Consider the following 23,722-nt stretch of genomic DNA (forward strand, 5'->3'; position numbering starts at 1 on the left):
TGCGTTAGCTGTGCTCGATAACTCGCGCTAAGTCAGGCTCATCACTGCGCAGTGTCAGTACTTCAACACCGTTATCGGTAACTAATAATGTATGTTCCCACTGTGCACTTAAGCTGCGATCTTTAGTCAGTACGGTCCAGCCGTCTTTCATCAGTTTAGTATGGCGCTTACCCACATTTACCATAGGTTCAATAGTGAAACACATACCGGCTTTTAGCTCTTCGCCAGTACCTGCCTCACCGTAATGCAGAATTTGTGGGTCTTCATGGAATACAGAGCCAATACCGTGACCGCAGTACTCTCTAACAATAGAATAGCCATGGCCTTCGGCGTGTTTCTGAATAACTTCAGCAAAGTCACCCAGCTTGATACCTGGCTTAACCATTTCTATGGCTTTATAAAGCGACTCCTGAGTTACCTTAATTAACCGCTCGGCCATTATTGAAGGTTTACCCACAACAAACATTTTCGAAGTGTCGCCATGGTAACCATCCAGTTTAACGGTAACGTCAATATTCATGATATCGCCGTCTTTCAGTTTTTTCGGGCCAGGAATACCATGACAGACACAATGGTTAACCGACGTACATATCGATTTAGGGAAACCGTGATAGTTTAATGGTGCTGGATAGGCGTTATGATCCGTGATGTATTTATGGCAGATATCATCCAGTTCTTCCGTGGTTACGCCTGGTTTGACGTATTCACCAATCATTTCAAGCACACTGGCGGCGAGTTTGCCTGCGGCGCGCATTTTTTCGATTTCTTCGGGTGTCTTAATTGAGATGGTCATTCTCTTCCTGTCCATGACTGCTGGAAAAGCCGACAGTTTAACAGTGACTGATAAAATTCGCTATCTTTGAGGTGGGTCAAAGCAGAAGTTAGCGAAGGTTTTTTGTTGTGCAGGGCTCGGCTTTATGGTATAAAACGCACGCTTTTTTGGCCTTATGCCAACAAAGTACACTTGTATGTAAATTATAATCCACACATACATCGACACATAAGGCGGGGTGCTTGTCTAAGAACAGGTCGGCTTATGGGATGTATGGAGGCTTAACCCCCTAAAAAGGAAAATATTATGGCTAACGTGTCAATGCGTGACATGCTGAAAGCGGGTGTCCACTTCGGTCACCAAACTCGTTTCTGGAACCCAAAAATGAAACCTTACATTTTTGGTGCTCGTAACAAAATTCATATCATTAACCTCGAAAAAACTGTGCCTATGTTCAACGACGCGTTGAGCTATATGCAGCACGTTGCTTCTAACAAAGGTAAAATCCTGTTTGTTGGTACTAAGCGCGCAGCAGCTGAAGCGGTTAAAGAAGCAGCCATTAACTGTGGTCAGTACTATGTAAACCACCGTTGGTTAGGTGGCATGTTGACTAACTGGAAAACAGTTCGTCAATCAATCAAGCGTTTAAAAGACCTTGAAACAATGAGCCAGGACGGTACTTTCGAGAAACTGACCAAGAAAGAAGCTTTGGTTAATACTCGTGAAATGGAAAAGCTGGAAAAAGGCTTAGGCGGTATCAAAAACATGGGCGGCTTACCTGACGTTCTGTTTGTTATCGACGCTGATCACGAACACATCTCTATTAAAGAAGCAAATAACCTGGGCATTCCAGTTGTTTCTGTTGTGGATACAAACTCTAACCCTGACGGTGTGGACTACATTGTTCCAGGTAACGATGACGCAATCCGTGCGGTTCAATTATACTTGAACACTGCTGCTGAAGCGGTAAAAGAAGCACGTACAGCGCAAGTTGAAGCGAAAGACTCAGACGATTTCGTCGAAGCAACTGAATAATCGAGGAATAGAATCATGGCTATTACAGCAGCTCTAGTTAAAGAACTGCGCGAGCGCACAGGCGCTGGCATGATGGACTGCAAGAAAGCATTGCAGGAAGTCGACGGTGATATGGAAGCGGCAATTGAACTGATGCGTAAGAGCGGTCAGGCAAAAGCAGCTAAAAAAGCAGGCCGTGTTGCGGCTGAAGGCGTTATCTTAGTTAAATCTGAAGGTAATCAGGCAACTTTGGTTGAACTGAACTGTGAAACCGACTTTGTTGCTCGCGATGACAGCTTCCTGGAATTCGGTGATAAAGTTATCAACGCAGCATTTGCTAATAAAGAAAATGACGTTGAAGCATTAAAAACAACTGACATTGATGGTCAGACTGTTGAGAAAACTCGTGAAGACTTAGTGGCTAAAATTGGCGAGAACATGAACGTTCGTCGTGTTCAAACTCTTGAAGCTGGCGACGTTGTTGCGACTTATACTCACGGTGCCCGCATTGGTGTTGCTGTTGCTTTAACTGGCGGTGACGAAGATCTGGCTCGTGACCTGTGCATGCATGTTGCAGCAAGCAGCCCGCAATTCGTTAAGCCTGAAGACGTTGCAGCTGAAGTTGTAGAAAAAGAGCGTTCTATTCAGGTTGATATCGCAATGCAAAGCGGTAAGCCGAAAGAAATTGCTGAAAAAATGGTTGAAGGCCGTATGCGTAAGTTTACCGGCGAAATCAGCCTGACAGGTCAGCCTTTCGTTAAAGATCCATCAATGACTGTTGGTGAGTTACTGAAGAAAGCTGGTGCTGATGTTGTGACTTTCGTTCGCTTTGAAGTGGGTGAAGGTATTGAACGTAAAGAAGAAGATTTCGCTTCTGAAGTTCAGGCACAAGTGGCGGCAGCGAGTAAAGGCTAATAGCGTGGTCTCGACCAGCCCCATGAAATAGAAAATTATAAACCGCGTCTTGAGCGTTCAGGACGCGGTTTTTTTTAAACTAAAGGAAAGAGTAGAGGCAATGATGAGCACCCATCCGAAACCCAGTTATCGACGCATATTGTTAAAACTCAGTGGTGAAGCCCTTATGGGAGATGAGCCATTTGGTATTGACGCCAAAGTACTTGATCGTATGGCGCAGGAAATTAAAGAATTGGTTGAACTTGGGGTTCAGGTTGGTTTAGTCATTGGGGGCGGTAACTTATTCCGTGGAGAAGGCTTAGCAAAAGCTGGTATGAATCGGGTTGTGGGCGACCACATGGGCATGTTGGCCACAGTAATGAATGGCCTGGCTATGCGCGACGCTTTACACCGAGCCTTTGTTAACGCACGTTTAATGTCAGCTATTGAATTGACCGGTGTTTGTGACAGTTACAACTGGGCAGAAGCCATCAGTTTGCTAAAATCAGGACGTGTAGTGATATTTTCTGCGGGAACCGGTAATCCGTTCTTTACTACAGATTCTGCCGCTTGTTTGCGCGGTATCGAAATTGAAGCTGAAGTCGTACTTAAGGGAACCAAGGTTGACGGAGTATATTCTGATGACCCGGTGAGTAACCCGGATGCGACTTTGTATAAGCATATTAATTACGATGATATACTGGAAAAACAGTTAAAAGTAATGGATTTAGCGGCTTTTACTCTGGCGCGTGATCACGCTTTGCCTATCCGGGTGTTTAATATGAATAAGCCGGGTGCCTTACGAGCCGTGATAATGGGTGAAGAAGAAGGTACACTGATTAGCAAGAACGCAGAGTAAACGCAGTTATTGAATAAAAGGGTATAAGACAGTGATAAAAGAAACTATAGAAGACGCTAAAGATCGCATGGAAAAAAGTGTTGAGTCGCTGCGCAGTCAAATGTCAAAAGTGCGTACGGGTCGTGCTCATCCAAGCATACTGGACAGTGTCATGGTGAACTATTACGGTACTGACACGCCTCTTAAGCAGTTAGCTAATATCACCACGGAAGACTCCAGAACTCTGGCTCTGACAGTGTTTGATAAGTCAGCTTCAGCGGCAGTTGAAAAAGCCATTATTAATTCTGATTTGGGTCTGAATCCGGCCTCAGCAGGCGCAGTTATTCGTATTCCATTACCTCCGTTGACAGAAGAGCGTCGTCGCGACTTAGTTAAAATTGTTCGTGCCGAAGCTGAGAATGGACGTATTGCGGTACGTAATATTCGTCGCGATGCTAATGGCGATATTAAAGATCTGCTGAAAGAGAAAGAAATTACTGAAGACGAAGAACGTAATGCTGAAGAAGAGATTCAAAAACTGACCGATAAATTCGTGAAGCAAATTGATGAAGCTCTGAAAGCAAAAGAAGCGGATTTGATGGAAATTTAACCATCAAACCGTCCCTACGTTGGTCTATGACGCCGTGTCAGGTATACTCGCACGGCGTTTTTTAATGTTTACGGCAGATTGAATGAAAGAATTACCGTCAATTGAGCAGTTAGTCCCCAAGCATGTTGCCATTATAATGGATGGTAACGGGCGCTGGGCGAAACAACGCGGTAAAATAAGAACCTTCGGGCATAAAGCCGGCGCGGAAGCAGTGCGCAAGGCTGTTGCTTTTGCTCGCCGTAACGGTATTGAGTCACTGACTTTGTTCGCATTCAGTAGTGAAAACTGGAAGCGTCCGGCAACTGAAGTCTCGGTATTGATGGAATTGTTTATGTCAGTACTGAAAAGCGAAATTAAAAAATTAGATGACAACGATATTCGCTTGCGCATAGTTGGTGACAAAGAGGCTTTTTCAAAGCGTTTGCAAAAGCGCATGAGTGAAGCAGAAGAGCAAACGCGCAGTAACAGCGGACTCAATCTAAACATAGCGGCGAACTACGGCGGTCAGTGGGATATTACACAAGCCAGTCGTAGATTAGCTGAGAGAGTGAAAGCGGGTGAAATAGAACCGGCGGAAATTACTGAACAGACAATAGCAGGCGAATTGATGATGGCAGACCAGCCTTTGCCGGATTTACTTATTCGTACAGGCGGTGAACATCGTATCAGTAACTTTCTTTTATGGCAGCTGGCTTATGCCGAACTGTATTTCACCTCAGTATTATGGCCTGATTTTGACGATACGGCCTTTGCTCAGGCAATTACAGATTTTGCGCAACGGGAACGCCGTTTTGGTTTAACGAGCGAACAATTAACCGTGCTAATGCAAGGCATAGAAACTCGGATAGAGGAATAACACTTGCTAAAACAACGTATTATTACAGCACTATTGCTGGTTCCGGTGGCACTGTACGGTGTTTTTATGCTGCCGTTGTGGGGCTTTGCTCTTTTCATTCAGGGGGTCCTTATGCTGGGCGCCTGGGAATGGTCTCCGCTAATGGGCGTGCGTCGCATTTCAGCGCGCATCGCTTACACCTTATTTGTCGGCGCCATAATTGGCGTGTTGTCCTGGCTGGCTCCCTACGAGCATTTGTGGGAGGGCGGTGAGCTCTCTAAACTCATCTACTACACTATTTTGGCTGGCGGTGTCTGGTGGGTCGTTGCGTTGGCAATGATCGTAAATTATCCCTCCAGCCGACGTATGTGGTCACGAACCCGAGCCATTGTCGGTGTATTTGGTTTGTTAATTTTTATTCCTACCTGGGCGGCATTAGTCACGGTTCGCTCAATTGATATTGATGAGTCGCGCTTCTTTGGTGGCTGGGTGGTTCTCTTTATTTTACTGCTGGTTTGGGCTGCTGATGTTGGTGCGTATTTTGCCGGCGTGCGTTATGGCCGTAATAAGATGATGCCAGCGGTAAGCCCGGGTAAAACAATGGAAGGCCTTTGTGGTGGTGTGACCTTAGCTTTTGTGGTGATGATGGTTGTGGCGCACTGGACTAAAGTGCCTGCCGATCAGTTTACCGGTTATTACTTAACCGGATTGTTTACTGTGGTTGCTTCAGTATTTGGTGATTTAAACGAAAGCATGTTTAAGCGTAGTGCAGGGGTTAAGGACAGCGGTTCAATTTTACCCGGGCACGGGGGAATTCTTGACCGTATTGACAGTCTTACCGCTGCAGTGCCTATTTTCACCTTAGCTTATCTGGAGTTTTTGCATTAAACCTATGCGTCGAATAACAGTTTTGGGAGCAACCGGCTCTATTGGTCAAAACACATTGAACGTTGTCTCACGGCATCCGGATGACTTTCAGGTTTTTGCCTTAACAGCCCATAGCCAGATTAGTGCTATGGCTGAGCTTTGTGTAAAGCATAATCCGCAATACGCGGTTATGGGCTCACAAAATGCTGCTGCGGAGCTTAAAGCGCTTCTCGGTCAACAGACTTCAACTCAGGTTATGTATGGAGATCAGGCTTTAGCTGAGGTCAGTTCGGACGGTGAGGTGGATGTGGTTATGGCGGCTATAGTCGGTGCGGCCGGACTATCACCGACACTAGCTGCGATTGACGCAGGTAAAGATGTACTGTTAGCCAATAAAGAAGCTCTGGTTATGAGCGGTCAGTTGTTTATTGATCATGCTCAACGTTCCGGCGCTAGAATTATTCCGGTCGACAGCGAACACAACGCTATTTTTCAGTGTTTACCCCAGGCTGCGCAGCAACAGGTTGGTACTATGGCGTTAGCGGAGCATGGCATTCAGTATTTACTGTTAACCGGCTCCGGCGGTCCGTTTCGCGATATACCTCTTGAGGAGTTGCCGCAACAAACCCCTGGTGCGGCATGCAATCACCCAAATTGGTCCATGGGTCGGAAAATTTCAGTGGATTCTGCCACCATGCTGAACAAGGGGCTGGAATACATTGAAGCCCGCTGGTTATTCAATTGTTCGCGTGACCAACTGAAAGTTGTTATTCACCCGCAGAGCGTTATTCATTCTATGGTGCAATACACCGACGGTTCCGTACTTGCTCAAATGGGTGAACCGGACATGCGCACGCCTATAGCCCATTCGTTGGGTTATCCAGAGCGTTTAGAAAGCGGTGTTGCGGGCTTAGATTTTACTCAAATAGCCGAACTGACCTTTAAGCAGCCCGAAGCGCAACGTTATCCGTGTTTACAGTTGGCGATAGAAGCATGTTGGGAAGGGCAGTGGGCCACTACGGCTTTAAACGCGGCGAACGAAGTTGCCGTTGCTGCATTTTTACAAGAACAGGTTGGTTTTACTGATATTGCAAAAGTTTGTGATTCGGTATTGCAGTCAATACAAGCTGATGAGGCCGACAGCTTAGAGACGCTGTTAGCCATAGATAAACAAGCGCGTTTAGCAGCCAATAAATGGTTGCAGGAGTACGCACAGTGATAGACGCAATTTGGTATTTCTTTTCCTTCGTTGTAACTCTCGGTATTTTAGTTGCTTTTCACGAGTTTGGGCACTTTTGGGTTGCGCGCCGCTGCGGTGTAAAAGTGTTAACTTTCTCGGTAGGTTTTGGCAGGGCTATATGGAAACGTGAAGGCAAAGACGGCACGGTTTATCAACTGGGGATTATTCCCCTTGGTGGCTACGTTCGCATGCTGGACGAACGTATTGATGATGTCAGCGAGGAAGAGCGAGATGTTAGCTTTAACGCGCAATCAGTATATAAACGTTTTGCGATAGTTGCTGCCGGTCCAATCGCGAACTTTGTTTTAGCGGTCGCTGTTTTATGGTTGATGTTTGGCATTGGTGTTCCCACGGTGAAACCGGTTATCGGCTATGTAAAAGCCGACTCTGTTGCAGCCGAAGCTCAGCTTGAAAGAGGTAGCGAAATTCTCTCAGTTGATAATGTTGAAGCCTATGACTGGCAACAGGTTCAGCTGGGGCTTATGTCGGCAATTGGCGACGATGAAACAGTACTCACATTAAGAACGCCGGACGGTGACGAAGTAAAACGCACACTGAATTTAAGTGGCTGGCAGTTTGATCCGGAAACGGAATCGACCTTTGGCAGTTTGGGAATTGAGGTTTATCAACCCGCTGTTTATACCGAACTTAGCCAGGTAGAAAGTGGCTCCCCAGCCGAGGCCGGCGGATTAAAAGAAGGTGACACAATCACCCGAATTGGTGATGAAAGTGTCGAAAGTTGGACTGAAATACGTAAAATAATCGCTGAATCGGCGGGACAGGACGTTTTATTTACGGTTCAGAGGAATCAGGTTGAGCAGCAAATTTCTGTTCAAATAGGGGAACGGGAAAGCCAAAATGGTGTCATAGGCTACCTTGGCGTAGTTCCGGTAACAGAGCCTTTGCCAGATGATTACGTTTTCACGCATCAATATGGTTTTTTTAGCGGCTTAGCGAAAGGCGCAGAAAAAACTTGGGAATTGATGGTTGTTAGCGTGAAAATGATAGGTAAACTGCTGACCGGAGATGTTTCTGTAAAGAACCTGGCAGGGCCTTTAAGTATTGCCGAAGGTGCTGGAGTTAGTGCCAGCAATGGGTTCGTTTATTTTTTAAGTTTTTTGGCGCTGTTAAGTGTCAATTTAGGGATAATTAATTTATTACCTTTACCGGTATTAGACGGCGGTCATTTGATGTTTTACAGCATTGAATGGGTGCGCGGTAAGCCGGTATCCGAAAGAGTGCAAGACGTTTGCTATAGGATTGGTGGGGTGCTGGTATTCGCGTTGATGGCGTTAGCAATATCAAATGACATCGCCCGTTTCGCATTCTGAGTCACGAATTAACAATAAGTAGCTAGTGATAATGACGTTTAAAAAGCTGTTAGTGAGTGCCATGATTGCAGGTGCAGTAGCACCAGCCTACGCACAAGATGAATTTGTTGTCGAAGATATTGAAGTAAAAGGATTACAACGTGTCGCTTTAGGTGCTGCGTTAACCTACATACCTGTGAGAGTCGGTGACGAAGTTAGCGAGTTGCAAATTCGCAGCGCTATTCGCTCACTTTATTCTTCTACTCATTTCGACTATATCGATGCGCGCAGAAGTGAAGACACTTTGATCTTCACTGTTAGTGAACGGCCAACCATTGCCGAAATCACCTTTGAAGGTAACAGCGATATTAAAGACGAGCAGCTTCAGGAAAGCTTAGTTGATAATAATATTGTTACTGGTGAACCTTTAGACAGAACCACTATTTCTGGCATTGAAAAAGGTCTGGAAGACTTTTATCACAGTGTGGGTAAATATAATGCGTCGGTGGAAGTTCAGGTTGTGGACTTGCCACGTAACCGTGTTGAGTTACGCATGAACTTTGAAGAAGGTGATGCGGCGGAAATTGCGCAAATTAATATTGTGGGCAATAAAGCTTTCGCTGATGAGCTATTACTGGATACCTTTGAACTTCGGGATAGCCTTCCATGGTGGAACTTTATAGGCGAAAAGCGTTACCAGAAACAACAATTAAGCGGTGACCTGGAAACCTTAGAGTCATTTTATCGTGACCGCGGCTATTTGCGCTTCCGGGTAGAGTCTGTACAGGTCTCTATGACGCCGGATCGCGAAGGCATTTATATCACTATAAATGTCAGTGAAGGTGATAAATATAAAATTAGCGAGACCGATGTCATTGGTGATTTAAAAGGCCATGACGAGTTGGTTGGAAAAATTGCTAAAATTGAGAAAGGCACGCTCTATAACGCGGCACAGGTTACTTATATTGAAGACATGATCAGCCGCTTTTATGGTCGCTATGGTTATGCGTATCCAGAAGTTAGAGCTATCCCTGAGCACGATGATGAAGATAAAACGGTTAAAATTACCTTTTCGATAAACCCAGGAAAACGCGTCTACGTTCGTCATATTAATTTTGAAGGCAATGGCGCGACCAAAGACCGGGTGTTACGCCGTGAAATGCGTCAACTTGAAGGCGCATGGTTGTCTGACAGCAACATTGAGCAAGGTAAAGTTCGTCTTGAGCGTCTGGGCTATTTCGAAACCGTAGAAACGTCCACTGAACGGGTTGAAGGCCGGGATGATCAGGTAGATGTGACTTATAAGGTTAAAGAGCAACCTTCAGGTTCCTTTAATGCGGGTATTGGTTACGGAGACTACTCAGGTCTGCAACTTAACGCAGGTGTTCAGCAAAACAACTTTTTAGGTACGGGTACCCGAGTCGGGTTCAATATCAGTACCAGTCGTTTTAATAAAAACGTCAGTGTGTCGTATTCCGACCCTTATTTCACTATGAATGGTGTTGGACTCTCAGGTCAGATTTATATGAGCGAGTTTGACGCAGGTAATGCACAAAACCTCGTTAACTATAATCAGAAAACCTATGGGTTATCCACGGGACTTAGCTTTCCAATAGATGAAATTAACCGCTTAAACTTTGGCGTGGGTTATAAAAATCAGGAAGTGAGTGTTAATTCGCAGAACCAAAGTATCGAGCAAATCCAGCAGTTTTACCGCTCTTATCTGGATGACCAGAATCCGGAGCGACCAATCAGTTTCGATATTTATGAATTAAATGCCGGTTGGTCTCGGGTGACGCTTAATCGTGGAACATTCCCGACTAGTGGATCCTCGCAGCGTGCTAGTGCCGAAATTTCGGCGCCATTTAGTGACGTAAAGTATTTTCGTTTAAACTATGAGTACAAGCACTATTATCCGTTAAGTCGTGACCAGCAGTGGTCATTTCTCACCAGACTGAATTTAGGTTATGGTAACGGTTACGGTGAAGACGATGCTGGAAATGATTACCTCTTACCGTTCTGGGAATACTTCCGTATTGGTGGTCAGGGCGATTTACGCGGTTTTGAACCTAATACTGTCGGTCCGAGGGCTGTCTATGTTGTACCTGAGTCGGTCAACTCTGAGGGTATTCCGGATTTCACCGGGTTGCCGACACCGAACTACAGTTCAGAAACGGGTAACCAGCAGTTGTTTGTGCAAAACAATTACTCTTTAGGCGGTAACGCTAAAGTGTCTGGCGGAGTGGAGCTGATTGTACCGACGCCATTTGTTGATGAGGGTATGCGTAATAGCATACGAACTAGTGTCTTTGTTGATTTTGGTATGGTTTGGGATACTGAATTCGACTACGATAGATACAAGGACTTGGAGAATACCAGTCCACAACCGTTAACCGACTATAGTTCGCCGGGGGACTTCCGTGCATCGGCTGGTGTGTCAGTGCAATGGATATCTCCAATGGGCCCATTAACTTTCTCGTTAGGTCGGGCTTTGAAAGAAGTTGAGGGTGATGAAACCCAAGTGTTCTCATTTAATATCGGAACCACATTCTGATAATAATAATTAAATATAGTGATAAAATTTGAAGGAGTTTTACCTTGAAAAAGTTAATTAAATCTACAGCTGCAGCGGTTGCTGTTTCCACAGCACTTTTTGCTGGTGCCGCACAGGCACAACAAAAAATAGGTGTGGTCGATATGATGGAAGTATTCCAGCAGTTGCCACAACGTGAGCAAATTTCAGAACAACTGCAAACTGAGTTTCAGGATCGCTTTGAAGAAATGCGTCGCCTTGAACAGAAAGTTCAGGAACTGCGTCAAAAACAGGAACGCGATGCATCAATCATGTCCGCTTCTGAGAAAACTCAGTTAGAGCGTGATCTTGAGCAAACGATCTCTGAAGCACAGCTGAAGAGCAAAGCGTTACAAGAAGATACTCGTAGTCGCCAAAATGAAGAACGTAACAAGCTACTTGGAAAAGTTCAGGACGCGATTACTGCTGTTGCAGAAGCTAAAGACTACGACATGGTTCTTGAAAGCAACGCGGTTACTTACATGAAAGCCGATAATGACTTGTCTAACGCCGTTGTCGAGAAAATGACTTCAGGTAACTAATTTATGTCTGAGTACACATTGCAGCAGTTGGCTGACCATGTGGGTGGGGAGGTGCGAGGCAATTCGCAGCTCCCCATTTTGCGCGTGGCGACCTTGCAGTCTGCTACTGGTGACGCTATCGCTTTTCTGGCGAATAGCCGTTACAAAAGCCAGTTAGAAACAACCTCTGCGGGTGCTGTTATTGTCTCTGAAAGAGACGACAGCGATGCGATTGATAACGCGATTCGGGTGTCCAACCCTTACGCGGCTTTTGCTCGAATAGCGCAGCTATTAGACACTACGCCGAAACCAGCGAAGGGTGTCGCTGAATCTGCGAAAATTGCGCAGTCAGCCAGCATAGGCAAAAATGTTAGCATTGGCGAATATACGGTCATTGATGATGGCGCTATAATTGGTGATAACACCAGTATTGGATCACATTGCTATATTGGCTCTGAAACGCAAATTGGCTCTGGGTGCACACTTTGGTCAGGCGTTAAAATCTACCATCGTTGTGTTATTGGCGATGACTGCCTGTTTCATTCCGGTTCTATTATTGGTGCTGACGGTTTTGGCTGGGCACCTGATAATGGTAAATGGCTAAAAATCCCTCAGTTGGGGCGTGTCGTTATTAAAGACAACGTTGAAATTGGTGCCAGTACAACGGTCGATCGTGGAGCGCTGGATGACACCATTATTTCGTCGGGTTGTATTATTGATAACCAATGTCAAATAGCACATAACGTTTTCATTGATGAAGACACGGCTATTGCGGGCTGTACTGTACTAGCCGGTAGCTGTCGCATTGGTAAGCGTTGTATGATAGGCGGAGCTTCGGCTATTAACGGTCATATTAGTGTGTGCGACGACGTGCAAATTATGGGATTTGCTATGGTGATAAAAGAAATCACCGAGCCAGGTGTTTATGCGTCAGGTATTCCTGCCAGTGGACATCGTGAATGGCGACGTAATGGAGCGAGATTCCGTCAGCTGGATGATCTTTTCAAGCGTGTCAAAGAGTTAGAAAAACAAGCTGACGATAATAATTGAGTAAGGTGAAAGGTTTGAAAATTACGGAATCAGGGTTTGATATTCAGGGCGTATTAGATTTACTGCCTCATCGTTATCCGTTTTTATTAATAGACAGAGTTATAGAAACAAACTCTAAAGACTCATTGCACGCGATAAAAAACGTGACTTTTAATGAGCCTATGTTTAATGGGCATTTTCCGGCTAAGCCTATTTTCCCGGGAGTGTTATTGCTCGAAGCTATAGCTCAGGCTTGTGGTTTATTAGGCTTTAAAATTACCGAAAGCAAAAAGAATGCAAACGATTTGTACCTTTTTGCCGGTATCGATAATGCTCGTTTTAAACGTCAGGTTATCCCCGGTGATACCGTTGATTTCTTCGTTACCTTCGAAAAAGAACGTCGTGGTATCTGGAAATTTACCGGCCGCGCGGAAGTCGACGGTGACGTTGCCTGTACTGCCGAAATTATTTGTGCAAGAAGAGAAGTTTAAGTGATTCACGAAACCGCAATTATCGATCCCAGCGCCAAACTCGGTACTAACGTTAGTGTCGGTCCCTGGACGGTTATTGGCCCCGATGTTGTTATCGGCGACAACTGCGATATCCGCTCTCATGTTGTTTTAAAAGGCCCGACAACCATTGGTAAAAATAATACCATTTATCAATTTGCGTCGGTTGGTGAAGACTGTCAGGATAAGAAATACGACGGTGAACCGACACAGCTTGAGATTGGTGACAACAACGTCATCCGTGAGTCGGTAACCATTCACCGTGGCACGGTGCAGGATAACTCGTTAACTAAAATTGGCGATAATAACCTGTTTATGGCCTACGTACATGTTGCGCATGATTGCGTCATAGGTAATGACAATATCTTTGCTAATCAGGTTACTCTGGCTGGCCATGTTCACGTAGGTGACTGGGTTATTCTGGGTGGCATGAGTGGTGTGCATCAATTTTGTCATATTGGTTCTCACTCTTTTGCCGCGGTTAACTCTATTATCGTTCAGGATATCCCTCCCTTTGTGATGGCGCAGGGTCATAACGCCAAGCCCAGAACAATCAATTCCGAGGGTTTAAAGCGTCGCGGCTATACGCCCGAACAAATTCAAAATGTCCGTCGTGCCTATAAAATTTTGTACCGTTCCAGCCTGACTGTAGACGAAGCCCTGGAAGGTATTTCAGCATTAAATGAACCGGTGCTGGATGGTTTTAAAGCTTTTGTTGAAAACAGTTCACGAGGCATTATTCGTCCGTAATGAGCTGCAATCAGCCGCCTAAAATAGCTATTGTTGCCGGTGAGCACTCGGGTGATCTGTTAGGCGCCGGGCTAATGCAGGCCATTGCCAAACGTCACCCCAATGCAACTTTTATTGGAGTCGGCGGGCCTTTAATGGCAGAACGGGGAATGGACTCGTTCTTTGCCATGGATGATTTGGCCGTTATGGGCATTGCTGAGGTCTTTCAGCAACTTCCTAAGCTGTTAAAACACAGAAAGAACCTGGTCAACTATCTTATTTCTGAGCAACCGGATGTGATGATAGGCATTGATGCTCCTGACTTTAATCTGACGGTTGAAGCTCGCCTTAAAAAAGCCGGTATCCCTACTATTCATTATGTCAGTCCATCTGTCTGGGCATGGCGTGAAGGTCGTATCAAAGGCATAAAAAAGGCAGTGGATCACGTACTGTGTTTATTGCCTTTTGAGAAAGACTTCTACGATAGACACCAGCTACCAGCAACCTTTGTTGGTCACCCTCTGGCAGATGATATTCCTATGCAGTGGCAACAGACGGAAGCACGTAACGAGCTGGAACTTGAACCTGATGTTACGTATCTTGCCATTTTACCTGGAAGTCGTAAGGGTGAGATTGCCCGTATGGCGCCGGTATTTCTGAATGTAGCGAACAAGCTAGCAAAAAAATATCCGGAATTACGCTTTGTTGCTCCTATGATAAGCGAAGCTCGAGCCATACAATTTCGGGAATTAGTTGATCAGTTCAGTCCTGAACTGGATATTGTATTACCTGTTGGTGAAAGTCGAAAAGTTATGGCGGCAGCCAATTATTTACTGCTAACGTCGGGAACTGTTGCGCTTGAAGCCTTGCTGATTAAACGGCCAATGGTAGTCGCTTATCGTTTTCATTGGTTGTCTTATCAAATCATTAAACGTTTGTTTCACGCACCTTTTTTCTCTTTACCTAACCTCTTAGCGGGTAAAGAAATTGTGCCGGAACTGGCTCAATCAGAAGCTTCGGAAGAGGCAATCGAACAAGCGCTAGTGCGGTTAATTGAGCAAGACAACCAGCCGCTTTTGGAGCAGTTTACGAATATTCACCAGCAATTGAAGGTGTCGGCGAGCGAAAAAGCCGCTGATGTGGTTGAATCTTTTCTATAGTTCTATTTTTTAGAAAAATAAATAGAAAATAATGCGCTAATAATTCCAAAAAATAGACTCTATTATAAGGGTATACCAACTTAAGGAGTTTATTATGGGTTTATTAGTTGATGGTCAATGGCACGACAAGTGGTATGACACCAAAAAACATGGTGGCCGCTTTGTCCGTAGCGAATCACAATTTCGCAATACCGTAGCGCAGGGTACTGAGTTTGAGCCTGAATCCGGGCGTTACCACCTTTACGTTTCTTACGCATGTCCGTGGGCTCACCGGGCGCTTATCTTCCGTAAATTAAAAGGTCTGGAAAGTCATATCGACGTTTCCGTTGTGCATCCGCTAATGCTGGAGAATGGCTGGGAGTTTGCTGATGCGCCACTTAACGAACCACTGTATGACGCGGACTTTCTTTATCAGCTGTATTTAAAAGCCGACCCGGAATACACCGGAAGAGTAACCGTTCCAGTACTGTGGGATAAGAAAAATCAGACCATTGTGAACAATGAGTCGGCCGAAATTATCCGTATTTTTAATTCCGCGTTTAATGAACTGACCGGGAATACACTGGACTTCTTTCCTGCAGATAAGCAAAAGCAGATAGAAGAAGTTAATGAATGGGTTTATAACGACATTAACAACGGTGTTTACCGCAGTGGCTTCGCGACTACACAACAGGCGTATGAAGAAGCGTATGAATCGCTATTCGCTGCCTTAGACAAAGTAGAGAACATTCTTAGTCAGAACCGCTATTTAGCCGGTGACGAGTTAACCGAGGCGGACTGGCGCTTATTCACTACTCTGGTGCGTTTCGATGCGGTTTATTTTGGGCATTTTAAAACCAATAAGAAGCGCATTGTCGATTATCCTAACATGTGGAATTACCTATTGGAGCTATACCAGCATCCGGGCGTGGAGGAGACCGTCGTGATGGACCATATTAAGACGCATTACTATGCCAGTCATAAAACCATTAATCCGACGCAAATAGTGCCTAAGGGGCCGGAAATCGATTTTCATCAGGCACATAACCGTAGTAGCAAGGGGAGTAGCCAGTCATGAGTGTTATTTTAGCCAAACACCGGGGAATGCCAGCGCAGGACGGCGCGGGAGTTAAACTCACTCGTATTATTAACCAGCCGGGTTTAAAGCATCAGGACCCGTTTTTAATGCTGGATGAGTTTCGCTCCGATAACCCGGACGACTATATTGCCGGTTTTCCGCCGCACCCACACCGTGGTTTTTGTACCCTGACCTATATGTTGGCGGGTACGATGGAGCATAAAGACTCTGTTGGTAATAGCGGTGAAGTGGATGCTGGTGGTGTGCAGTGGATGAAAGCAGCGAAAGGTATTATTCACGCCGAAATGCCGAAGCAAGTTGAAGGCCTTATGTGGGGCTTTCAGCTCTGGGTCAATTTGCCGGCCGATGAAAAAATGAGTGAACCTGAGTGGCACGACTATCCGGCAGCCAGTATTCCTGAGTTGAAAAATAATGATGCTCTGATCAGGATTATTTCAGGGCGATACCAGCAACAGGAAGGCCCCGTAAACGCGCCGGGAAGAGACTTTCTAATGCTGGATGTTCACTTAGGAAGTGAAAGCTTCAGCTTGCCGTCACAAGGGCAAAAACGACGCTTGGCTTATGTTTATCAGGGTGAGCTGACAGTGAATGGGGAGGCGGCGAAAGAGGGCGAGTTGATCTTGCTTGATCCTGCTGAAACCTTAGATTTTTCCGCTACTGAACATGCGCGCTTTATCTTGTTGGCCGCTAAACCTATTGAAGAACCCATTGCCCAACACGGTCCTTTTGTCATGAATTCGTCGGATCAGATTGAGCAGGCTATTAAGGATTATCAATCAGGTCAGTTAGCCGCTAACCAAAAGCTGAGCTAGCGCAGTTCCAACCCTTCAGTTTGCTCCAGTAACCGCTCATAGCGGTTACTGTGGCTACTGGATAATTGGAGCCCCTCTAAGACTTTAAAGCAATTATCGCATTCTTTCTTAAGCCGAACTCGCTCTCCACCTGGAATTTCTTCAACATAACGGACGGCCGCCTGAATAAAGTTAAGTGCAGCACCACTATTCATTGGCGCGGCCTCCATGGCTTTACGAAACAGCTCCAGTGCACGAATATAGTTGCCTTGCTGATAAGCATCTAAGCCCGCCTTATGAACTTCAAAGAAGTTATCCTGCTGTTTTTGAGCTGCAGCTAAGCGTGCCTGTAAAATTTTAGTGGTATAACTGTCAAGAGTCGGGTTTTCATCCTGATTCGCTGCTAGCGCATTCGCTTTTTCATACTCCCCGACATCCAGTAAAATGGCGATAACGTCAGGTAGTAAGTCTTTATTGATAGGCTGGTTGTGCGCCAGTTTTTCGCCAACAACCTCGTTTAAGCGTTGCTGAGCTTCGCGTAAACGACCATTAAATGAATCAATACGCGATAATAAAATGGATTCCAAATCCTCAAACGAAATATCGGCATGCAACAGATGCTCGTCATAGCGGGCTCGTTGCAGCTCCATTGTTGCTTCCGTCTGATACTTACTGATTTGCTGCGGTGTATCGCTATTTTCGGCCGCATCTAAAATGCTGCGTAAATAGTTGCATAAGTGATGTGCGTTACGAAAAACCGATTTACGAGCTATTTGCAAAACGTTGTTCATGGCTTGCTTGGCAATGTCAAAGTCGCCGTTGTCGCGGGCAATATGGGCCAGTTTGGTTTGCCTTTCAATTGAAAATGGCGCCATGGTGATGGCATCACGGGCGCTTTCCAAAGCGTCTTCCAGCTGCTGTTGTTGAAGGTAACATTCGGTTTTCAGGTCATAAGCTTCAACAGCATTAGGCATGCGCTTAATTAAATGATTAAGAATATTCAGGGCTTCTTCGGGAGAGTTTTGTAATAACCGCGTTTCAGCCAGTTTTAGAAAGACCCAACTGTGAGAGTTTTCCTCAAGTAGTTCTTTAATTGCCGTTTCCGCTTTATCTAATTGACCGGTTTTGTTGTACAACTCAATTTGCAGTTTGCGGCAGTAATTACTGTAGCGGCTGTTAGATTGAATATGTTTCTGGCAAGCACCAATACAGGCTTCATAATCATGATTTGTCAGCGCTTTGAATACGTCCTTTAACCACATGCGACGCTTATAGGCTCGCACAAGACGGGAGCGCAACACTCGATGTGAAAACGGTTTCATCAAGTAATCATCGGGTTGCAGTTCAAGTGCGCTGAGAACCATAGGTCGGGTGTTGTCACCGGTAATAATAAAGAACAGAGTATGCTCTTTCATTAACCCTCGAACTTGCAGTTCCTCTAAAACCTGACGACCATTGCGACCACGCCCAAGGTTATAGTCTACTAACAGAATATCGTGCGGGTTTTTAATGTAAGCGGCAATACCTGCTTCGCCGGTGGTCTTGACTTGTACGTCCTGCGCCCCCAAGTTTAACAGCAAGCCTTTGAGCATGACCTGAAAGGGCTTCTGGTCATCTATTAATAATACGCGTTTATTATTGAGCTCTAAGGTTTTGTCCATTTGCGTCAAACAGTATCCTGATCTTATTCATACCGACAGCATACTGGCTAATTTCAATAATGTTAAGCGGCAACAGAGGCTGATATGAAAGCAATTGCTATTTCCGAACAAAAAGTACACTGGAAGAACCATCCTGAGCTGGACGAGCCACAGGCTAATGAAGTTCAGCTGCGGGTACTGAGCGCCGGGCTTAATCGTGCCGACTTAATGCAAATAGCAGGGAAATACCCACCACCTAAAGGTGCCTCAACTATTCCTGGACTAGAAGTCTGTGGGGTTATAGAAAAAGTAGGTAGCGAAGTCAATGGCTGGCAAACCGGGCAACGTGTCAGCGCGTTATTGGCTGGCGGCGGTTTTGCTGAACAAGTGAATGTTTCTGCTGAACAAATACTGGAGGTGCCTGAAAACTGGAGTAATGCAGAAGCTGCGGGTTGGCTGGAAACTTTTGCCACTGCTTATCTCAATGTGTATCAGCTGGCTGACTTAAAGCCCGGAGAGCGGGTATTAGCTCATGCGGGTGCCAGCGGTGTGGGTTCGTCACTGATCCAGTTGTGCCGGGAAAGTGGTAATGAGCTTACCGCCATAGTGGGTAGTGGAGAGAAATCAGAGTTTTGCCTGAAACTGGGGGCGAAAAATGCGATAAACCGGCACAAACAGAACATTGTTGAAGAAGTTAAAGCTCTTGGCGAAGTCGACGTCATTCTGAATCCTGTCGCTGGTGAGTCTATAGCAAAAGACCAGCAGTATCTGGCACAGGATGGCCGTATTATTTTAATTGGTTTAATGGCTGGCGTGACTGGCGAAGTTGATTTCGGACGTATGCTGATGAAGCGCCAAAAGCTGATTGGCTCAACTCTGCGAGCATTATCACCGGAACGCAAAGGAAAAATTTTACAGGGTTTGTGGCGTGATTTTGGCGATAAGTTTAAAAGCAGCACCATAAAACCTATCATCGATGAGGTTTTTGCCGCTGACGATATTCAGCAAGCACTGGATTATGTTGCAGATAATAAAACTCAGGGTAAGGTGGTTATAACGCTTTCGGAAGAGTAATTCAGGCTGATAGCCAACTGCCGGTGCAGTAAAGAAATGGTGGAGGGGGCAGGATTCGAACCTGCGAAGGCTGAGCCGTCAGATTTACAGTCTGATCCCTTTGGCCACTCGGGAACCCCTCCACTCAAGAGGCGCGTATAATAACAGTCTTAGCTTAGCTGTAAAGAGAAAACTTAAACTTTTAGGACTTTGGCCGATACAGAAGTATCTGTAACCGATTATCCAGAGTCTTAATGAGTCAAGTTTCAGCTGTACAGAATAGTGCTGTCGAAAACCAGGCCGCTCATTTCTTTGAGCAACACGCGAGCGAAGCAGTTAATCACGGCTTCGCGGGCGAGTTTGCTTATTGGGTGTCTGCCTTGGGTGACGACCCGGTTATTTCTGAGCGCCCTGCGCAAGTTAACTGGCAAAGAACCATTGGTGCCGGCAGAACGCGGCCTTTAGATGTAAAGCCAGGCATGGTGCTGGCTAGTGGTGTCTATGCAACAGTTAGTCAGTTGTCAGACTTTAAACTACAGGACGCAACTCATCCTCAGCCGCTTATTCCCGATGCAACGCCTGATCGTTTGCCCCTGGAGCTTCTTCATAACCTGGACTGGCGGGTTCGTCAGCGGCTGGAAAAGAAGAAGCAGCCGCAAACGGACGAAAAAAACGAGTACAAATATAAAGGGCCCGCTGGCCTATACGATGTTCTGCAGAAACTAGGCATTACTCATTAGCGCTTAACTTGATTCTTTTCGGAGAGTTTTGCACAAGCAGTTTCAGCCGCTCTCGCTATGCGGCATAATAGCATTATCATTTCGCTAATTTCCAAAAAACCATGAAGCAACTCCGCCCAGAGGACGAAGACCGTATTGATGCTTTTACTGAGCACCTCTGGCTGCATCATGGCTCCAGCAATAATACTCAAGCCGCGTACCGCAGTGACTTACGCCGTTATTGTGAATATTTGCTATCGCTTAAAAAATCCTTAATGGACACTGATGAAGTGGTGCTGCAGGACTACCTGTTGTGGCGGCGTATGCAAGGCTTATCGCCACGAAGCACCTCGCGATTTTTAAGTTCGACGAAGAAATTCTTCCAGTTTGCTGTAAAACAGCAGTGGGTGGCAGTAGACCCAACAGCACGCCTGAAACGCCCTAAATTACCGCAAAGCATTCCACACTCGTTAAGCGAAGAGGATGTGATTTCTCTATTGGAACAACCGGATACAGAAACTCCCATTGGTCTGCGTGACCGAACTATGCTGGAAGTTCTCTATGCCACCGGATTACGGGTAACCGAACTTATTCGTCTGCAATATGACCAGTTGAGCCGCCAGCAAGGCTTAGTTCGGGTTGTTGGCAAAGGCAACAAAGAACGTTTGGTGCCGTTAGGAGAAGAAGCGCTGGAGTGGCTGGACAATTATTTAAAGCATGGACGTCCGGCAATAACGGATAAAAGCAGCCCCTGGATATTTGTTACGCAACGTGGCTCGTTATTAACACGTCAGGCATTTTGGTACAGATTAAAGCATTACGCCGAAGAAGCCGGCATTTACGCACATTTGTCGCCGCACACTTTACGCCATGCTTTTGCCACGCATTTGCTGAACCATGGCGCCGACTTACGTGTCTTACAGCTACTGTTAGGTCACAGTGATTTATCTACCACACAAATTTATACCCAGGTTGCACGTGAACGTCTGCAGGCCTTACATGCTCAGCATCACCCGCGAGGCTAATTGCATTTTGGCTGGTAACAGGGTAGGGTTCGGACAGTTAATTTAAGAGGTATTTATGCGCAATTTAATGTCTGTAGTTGGATTAGTCGGGCTGGTCGGCGCAAGTTTCAGTGCGCCGGCTATTAGTGCGGAACAAAGTGAAGTCGACACCCAGCACCTGAATAAAATTGGTATTGAAGTGTTGTCCACAGAGCCCGGTGAAATTGACGGCTATGTCCGTGCGGTGACTAATCAGGGCATGTTTTATGTGTCAGATGATGGTGAACGGCTGATTAGCGGCAATGTGTTTGATATAACCGGCAGTGAACCGGAAAACTTAAGTGAAGCGGGTATGGCTAAAGTTCGTCTGAAAATGCTGAAAGGTTTTGAAAACGATATGATCGTGTACCCGGCTGAGGACGAGAAATATCAGGTAACGATTTTTACAGACACTACCTGCGGTTATTGTCAGCGCTTGCACGAAAACATGGACAGCTATCACGCACAGGGCATTACCATAAAATACCTGGCCTTTCCCCGTGGTGGTATGAGTAGCAAAGGCGGGCAGCAGCTACAGACGGTTTGGTGTGCGGATGACAAAAAAGCGGCCATTACCGCCTTTAAAGAAGACGAAAATTACAGTGGCGACTTAAGCTGTTCCAATCCGGTTGCGGAGCACTACCAACTCGGTAAATCGTTTGGGGTAAGCGGTACTCCCGCTATTGTTCTGCCCGACGGTCGTTTAGTGCCGGGAGCGCTACCTGCATCACGTTTAATTGCTGAAATTAAAAAAGGTGAGTCACAGTAATTCATGAGTGATTATGAAATACGTCGTTATCAAGTCGTTGACGATGACTTTTTGCCGCAACAAATACCGCCTTTGTTGCGGCAAATTTATGCCCGCCGGGGTGTCCGTCGTGCTGACGAATTATCTTTGAAAGCCTCCGGTTTACTCCATTTCTCTTCGTTAAGAGATATCGATAAAGCCGTTGAACTGCTGCTAAATGCGTTAAAAAATCAAGAAAAGGTTTGTATTTGCGGTGATTTTGATGCCGACGGCGCAACCAGTTCGGCATTAATGGTGTCGGCCCTGCAGGCCTTTGGTCTGCAGCAAGTGGGTTATCGTGTACCAAATCGAATGACTGACGGCTATGGCCTGTCTGTTGCCATGGTAGAACAACTGGCCGTAGAGAATGTGCAGTTAATTGTGACTGTCGATAACGGTATTGCAGCGCATGACGCCATTGCACTTGCTCGTGAAAAGGGCATACAAGTGCTGGTTACTGACCACCATTTACCACCTGAAGAACTGCCTCCGGCTAATGCGATAGTGAACCCGAATCAGCACGGCTGTGAGTTTCCAAGCAAAAATTTAGCCGGTGTGGGTGTGGCGTTTTATGTTCTGCTTGCGTTGCGCTCAGCGTTACGTGAACAAGGTGTTGAGCCACTACCTAACCTGGCTGACTGGCTGGATCTCGTTGCTCTTGGCACTGTAGCTGATGTTGTGCCGCTGGATTATAACAACCGCGTATTGGTGCAACAGGGTATAGCCCGTATTCGTAAAGGTATGAGCCGCCCAGGAATTAAGGCGTTGCTGGAAGTTGCGAACCGTGATGCCAGTCAGCTGGCTGCCAGCGACTTAGGTTTTGCTCTGGGTCCGAGAATCAATGCTGCAGGCCGTTTAGACGATATTGGGCTGGGAATAGAATGCTTGTTAGCGGGTGAAACCCGGGCGCAGCAGTTAGCGCAGCAACTTAACGATTTAAACCAGCAACGTAAATCAATTGAAACGGAAATGCGCGAGCACGCTGAAAGCGCTGTCGCAAAGTTGCGCTTTGATCAGGGACAGGTGCCTGATTTAGTCACTTTGTATCAGCCGGACTGGCATGCGGGTGTTATCGGTATTGTCGCGGGCAGGGTAAAAGAGCAGGTGAACCGTCCGGTTATTGCGTTAGCCAACGATGACGATGAATTCCTAAAAGGCTCCGCACGTTCGGTCAGTGGTCTGCATATGCGAGACTTACTGGAACGTGTTCATAGTCTTGAGCCGGGCATTATGGAACGTTTCGGGGGACATGCCATGGCCGCCGGCTTAACCATGAAAAAAGAAAATCTGGCGCGCTTTTCTGAACTGGCGGAGCAAGTTGCGTCGGAGTGGTTGTCAGAAGAACAGAAGCAACGTGTGTTCTGGTCTGATGGCGAACTCACAACACTGCAACTTTCGCAGGACAGTGTGAATATGCTGCAAAGTGCAGGTCCCTGGGGTCAGCAGTTTCCCGAGCCTATGTTTGACGGCCAGTTTGAATTGGTGGATCAGCGCATTGTCGGAGAGCGACATCTAAAATTGGTGGTGCGTCATCCGCAAGGCGAATTATTAGATGCGATTGCCTTTAACGTCGATACACAACAATGGCCGGCGCGGCAGGCCTCCGTTGTTGAACTTTTATACAAGCCACAGCTTAATCACTTCCGCGGACGCACAAACGTTCAGTTGTTGGTGGAGCAAATCCGCGCAATACGTTAAACTACGCCCCTTT

At 46.1% G+C, this 23,722-nt stretch carries 23 protein-coding genes and 1 tRNA gene; 21 read left to right on the forward strand and 3 right to left on the reverse strand.

Translation table 11 applies throughout. The annotated features are described in order from the left end of the window. Positions 1-4: 4 nt before the first annotated feature. On the reverse strand, positions 5-793 hold the full coding sequence (map, locus tag DEU30_RS01755; protein WP_034820440.1) for a type I methionyl aminopeptidase: 789 nt from the start codon (positions 791-793) through the stop codon (positions 5-7). A gap of 285 nt (positions 794-1,078) precedes the next feature. Between map and rpsB the strand changes: the two genes are divergently transcribed. The 16 genes from rpsB (at position 1,079) to DEU30_RS01835 (ending at position 16,790) form a co-directional block, all read left to right on the forward strand. Then, a complete protein-coding gene (rpsB, locus tag DEU30_RS01760; protein WP_011234096.1) occupies positions 1,079-1,807 on the forward strand; it encodes a 30S ribosomal protein S2 in 729 nt (242 codons plus the stop codon). Between the two features lie 15 nt (positions 1,808-1,822). Next, positions 1,823-2,701 carry a translation elongation factor Ts gene (tsf, locus tag DEU30_RS01765; protein ID WP_011234095.1) on the forward strand — a complete coding sequence of 293 codons (879 nt, stop codon included), beginning with the start codon at positions 1,823-1,825 and terminating at the stop codon, positions 2,699-2,701. A gap of 103 nt (positions 2,702-2,804) precedes the next feature. Next, entirely contained in the window at positions 2,805-3,539 is a 735-nt protein-coding gene (pyrH, locus tag DEU30_RS01770; RefSeq protein WP_016341299.1) for a UMP kinase, read from the forward strand. Between the two features lie 31 nt (positions 3,540-3,570). Beyond that, positions 3,571-4,128 carry a ribosome recycling factor gene (gene frr / locus DEU30_RS01775; RefSeq protein ID WP_011234093.1) on the forward strand — a complete coding sequence of 186 codons (558 nt, stop codon included), beginning with the start codon at positions 3,571-3,573 and terminating at the stop codon, positions 4,126-4,128. Positions 4,129-4,210: 82 nt separating this feature from the next. After that, entirely contained in the window at positions 4,211-4,984 is a 774-nt protein-coding gene (gene uppS / locus DEU30_RS01780; protein ID WP_011234092.1) for a polyprenyl diphosphate synthase, read from the forward strand. A 3-nt stretch (positions 4,985-4,987) separates the two neighbouring features. After that, positions 4,988-5,851 carry a phosphatidate cytidylyltransferase gene (locus DEU30_RS01785; RefSeq protein ID WP_011234091.1) on the forward strand — a complete coding sequence of 288 codons (864 nt, stop codon included), beginning with the start codon at positions 4,988-4,990 and terminating at the stop codon, positions 5,849-5,851. Between the two features lie 4 nt (positions 5,852-5,855). Beyond that, a complete protein-coding gene (ispC, locus tag DEU30_RS01790) occupies positions 5,856-7,049 on the forward strand; it encodes a 1-deoxy-D-xylulose-5-phosphate reductoisomerase (protein WP_114981480.1) in 1,194 nt (397 codons plus the stop codon). After that, positions 7,046-8,401: a sigma E protease regulator RseP gene (rseP, locus tag DEU30_RS01795; protein ID WP_114981479.1), complete on the forward strand. Its 1,356-nt coding sequence runs from the start codon at positions 7,046-7,048 to the stop codon at positions 8,399-8,401. Before ispC ends, rseP begins: the two co-directional genes overlap by 4 nt. Before the next feature lie 31 nt (positions 8,402-8,432). Next, complete coding sequence (gene bamA / locus DEU30_RS01800; RefSeq protein WP_114981478.1) at positions 8,433-10,934, forward strand: outer membrane protein assembly factor BamA; 2,502 nt, start codon at positions 8,433-8,435, stop codon at positions 10,932-10,934. Positions 10,935-10,978: 44 nt separating this feature from the next. Beyond that, the gene (locus DEU30_RS01805) at positions 10,979-11,494 is read left to right on the forward strand and encodes an OmpH family outer membrane protein (protein WP_051018736.1); all 516 of its coding nucleotides are present in this window, start codon (positions 10,979-10,981) and stop codon (positions 11,492-11,494) included. Between the two features lie 3 nt (positions 11,495-11,497). Continuing rightward, on the forward strand, positions 11,498-12,523 hold the full coding sequence (lpxD, locus tag DEU30_RS01810) for a UDP-3-O-(3-hydroxymyristoyl)glucosamine N-acyltransferase (protein ID WP_114981477.1): 1,026 nt from the start codon (positions 11,498-11,500) through the stop codon (positions 12,521-12,523). 14 nt (positions 12,524-12,537) lie between these two features. Continuing rightward, on the forward strand, positions 12,538-12,993 hold the full coding sequence (fabZ, locus tag DEU30_RS01815) for a 3-hydroxyacyl-ACP dehydratase FabZ (protein WP_011234085.1): 456 nt from the start codon (positions 12,538-12,540) through the stop codon (positions 12,991-12,993). Next, positions 12,994-13,761, forward strand: coding sequence for an acyl-ACP--UDP-N-acetylglucosamine O-acyltransferase (gene lpxA / locus DEU30_RS01820; RefSeq protein WP_034820458.1), 768 nt, complete (start codon positions 12,994-12,996; stop codon positions 13,759-13,761). Further along, entirely contained in the window at positions 13,761-14,900 is a 1,140-nt protein-coding gene (gene lpxB, locus DEU30_RS01825; RefSeq protein ID WP_114981476.1) for a lipid-A-disaccharide synthase, read from the forward strand. Before lpxA ends, lpxB begins: the two co-directional genes overlap by 1 nt. A 94-nt stretch (positions 14,901-14,994) precedes the next feature. Then, positions 14,995-15,957 (forward strand): glutathione S-transferase family protein, encoded by a 963-nt coding sequence (locus tag DEU30_RS01830; RefSeq protein WP_114981475.1) that lies wholly within the window; start codon positions 14,995-14,997, stop codon positions 15,955-15,957. Beyond that, a complete protein-coding gene (locus tag DEU30_RS01835) occupies positions 15,954-16,790 on the forward strand; it encodes a pirin family protein (protein ID WP_114981474.1) in 837 nt (278 codons plus the stop codon). The genes DEU30_RS01830 and DEU30_RS01835 overlap by 4 nt, the downstream gene beginning before the upstream one ends. Here DEU30_RS01835 and DEU30_RS01840 read toward each other — a convergent pair. After that, positions 16,787-18,430, reverse strand: a complete 1,644-nt coding sequence (locus tag DEU30_RS01840; protein ID WP_114981473.1) for a tetratricopeptide repeat-containing response regulator — start codon at positions 18,428-18,430, stop codon at positions 16,787-16,789. The two genes, DEU30_RS01835 and DEU30_RS01840, sit on opposite strands and share 4 nt — an antisense overlap. Before the next feature lie 84 nt (positions 18,431-18,514). Here DEU30_RS01840 and DEU30_RS01845 point away from each other — a divergent pair, with 84 nt between their 5' ends. Continuing rightward, the gene (locus DEU30_RS01845; RefSeq protein ID WP_110012527.1) at positions 18,515-19,483 is read left to right on the forward strand and encodes an NAD(P)H-quinone oxidoreductase; all 969 of its coding nucleotides are present in this window, start codon (positions 18,515-18,517) and stop codon (positions 19,481-19,483) included. A 37-nt stretch (positions 19,484-19,520) separates the two neighbouring features. On the opposite strand, the gene DEU30_RS01850 is transcribed toward DEU30_RS01845, so the two are convergent. After that, positions 19,521-19,605, reverse strand: a tRNA-Tyr gene (locus DEU30_RS01850). A 111-nt stretch (positions 19,606-19,716) separates the two neighbouring features. On the opposite strand from DEU30_RS01850, the gene DEU30_RS01855 reads away from it, so the two are divergent. From DEU30_RS01855 to recJ, 4 genes are all read left to right on the forward strand, one after another. Beyond that, positions 19,717-20,202: a VC2046/SO_2500 family protein gene (locus tag DEU30_RS01855; RefSeq protein WP_011234078.1), complete on the forward strand. Its 486-nt coding sequence runs from the start codon at positions 19,717-19,719 to the stop codon at positions 20,200-20,202. A gap of 101 nt (positions 20,203-20,303) precedes the next feature. Further along, entirely contained in the window at positions 20,304-21,206 is a 903-nt protein-coding gene (gene xerD, locus DEU30_RS01860) for a site-specific tyrosine recombinase XerD (protein WP_114981471.1), read from the forward strand. 55 nt (positions 21,207-21,261) lie between these two features. Continuing rightward, a complete protein-coding gene (gene dsbC, locus DEU30_RS01865) occupies positions 21,262-21,993 on the forward strand; it encodes a bifunctional protein-disulfide isomerase/oxidoreductase DsbC (RefSeq protein ID WP_114981469.1) in 732 nt (243 codons plus the stop codon). Positions 21,994-21,996: 3 nt separating this feature from the next. Further along, complete coding sequence (recJ, locus tag DEU30_RS01870) at positions 21,997-23,709, forward strand: single-stranded-DNA-specific exonuclease RecJ (protein WP_114981467.1); 1,713 nt, start codon at positions 21,997-21,999, stop codon at positions 23,707-23,709. Positions 23,710-23,722: the final 13 nt, after the last annotated feature.

This window comes from Idiomarina sp. 017G, assembly GCF_004362265.1.
Taxonomy (GTDB): Bacteria; Pseudomonadota; Gammaproteobacteria; order Enterobacterales; family Alteromonadaceae; genus Idiomarina; species Idiomarina loihiensis.

Excerpts from the sequence above, each read along its gene's own strand:
- map (WP_034820440.1), bottom strand. The coding sequence starts at position 793 with ATGACCATCTCAATTAAGACACCCGAAGAAATCGAAAAAATGCGCGCC.
- xerD (WP_114981471.1), top strand. The coding sequence starts at position 20,304 with ATGAAGCAACTCCGCCCAGAGGACGAAGACCGTATTGATGCTTTTACT.
- rpsB (WP_011234096.1), top strand. The coding sequence starts at position 1,079 with ATGGCTAACGTGTCAATGCGTGACATGCTGAAAGCGGGTGTCCACTTC.
- ispC (WP_114981480.1), top strand. The coding sequence starts at position 5,856 with ATGCGTCGAATAACAGTTTTGGGAGCAACCGGCTCTATTGGTCAAAAC.
- recJ (WP_114981467.1), top strand. The coding sequence starts at position 21,997 with ATGAGTGATTATGAAATACGTCGTTATCAAGTCGTTGACGATGACTTT.
- DEU30_RS01835 (WP_114981474.1), top strand. The coding sequence starts at position 15,954 with ATGAGTGTTATTTTAGCCAAACACCGGGGAATGCCAGCGCAGGACGGC.
- bamA (WP_114981478.1), top strand. The coding sequence starts at position 8,433 with ATGACGTTTAAAAAGCTGTTAGTGAGTGCCATGATTGCAGGTGCAGTA.
- pyrH (WP_016341299.1), top strand. The coding sequence starts at position 2,805 with ATGAGCACCCATCCGAAACCCAGTTATCGACGCATATTGTTAAAACTC.
- lpxB (WP_114981476.1), top strand. The coding sequence starts at position 13,761 with ATGAGCTGCAATCAGCCGCCTAAAATAGCTATTGTTGCCGGTGAGCAC.
- DEU30_RS01830 (WP_114981475.1), top strand. The coding sequence starts at position 14,995 with ATGGGTTTATTAGTTGATGGTCAATGGCACGACAAGTGGTATGACACC.
- DEU30_RS01845 (WP_110012527.1), top strand. The coding sequence starts at position 18,515 with ATGAAAGCAATTGCTATTTCCGAACAAAAAGTACACTGGAAGAACCAT.
- lpxD (WP_114981477.1), top strand. The coding sequence starts at position 11,498 with ATGTCTGAGTACACATTGCAGCAGTTGGCTGACCATGTGGGTGGGGAG.
- DEU30_RS01840 (WP_114981473.1), bottom strand. The coding sequence starts at position 18,430 with ATGGACAAAACCTTAGAGCTCAATAATAAACGCGTATTATTAATAGAT.
- dsbC (WP_114981469.1), top strand. The coding sequence starts at position 21,262 with ATGCGCAATTTAATGTCTGTAGTTGGATTAGTCGGGCTGGTCGGCGCA.
- DEU30_RS01855 (WP_011234078.1), top strand. The coding sequence starts at position 19,717 with ATGAGTCAAGTTTCAGCTGTACAGAATAGTGCTGTCGAAAACCAGGCC.
- tsf (WP_011234095.1), top strand. The coding sequence starts at position 1,823 with ATGGCTATTACAGCAGCTCTAGTTAAAGAACTGCGCGAGCGCACAGGC.
- uppS (WP_011234092.1), top strand. The coding sequence starts at position 4,211 with ATGAAAGAATTACCGTCAATTGAGCAGTTAGTCCCCAAGCATGTTGCC.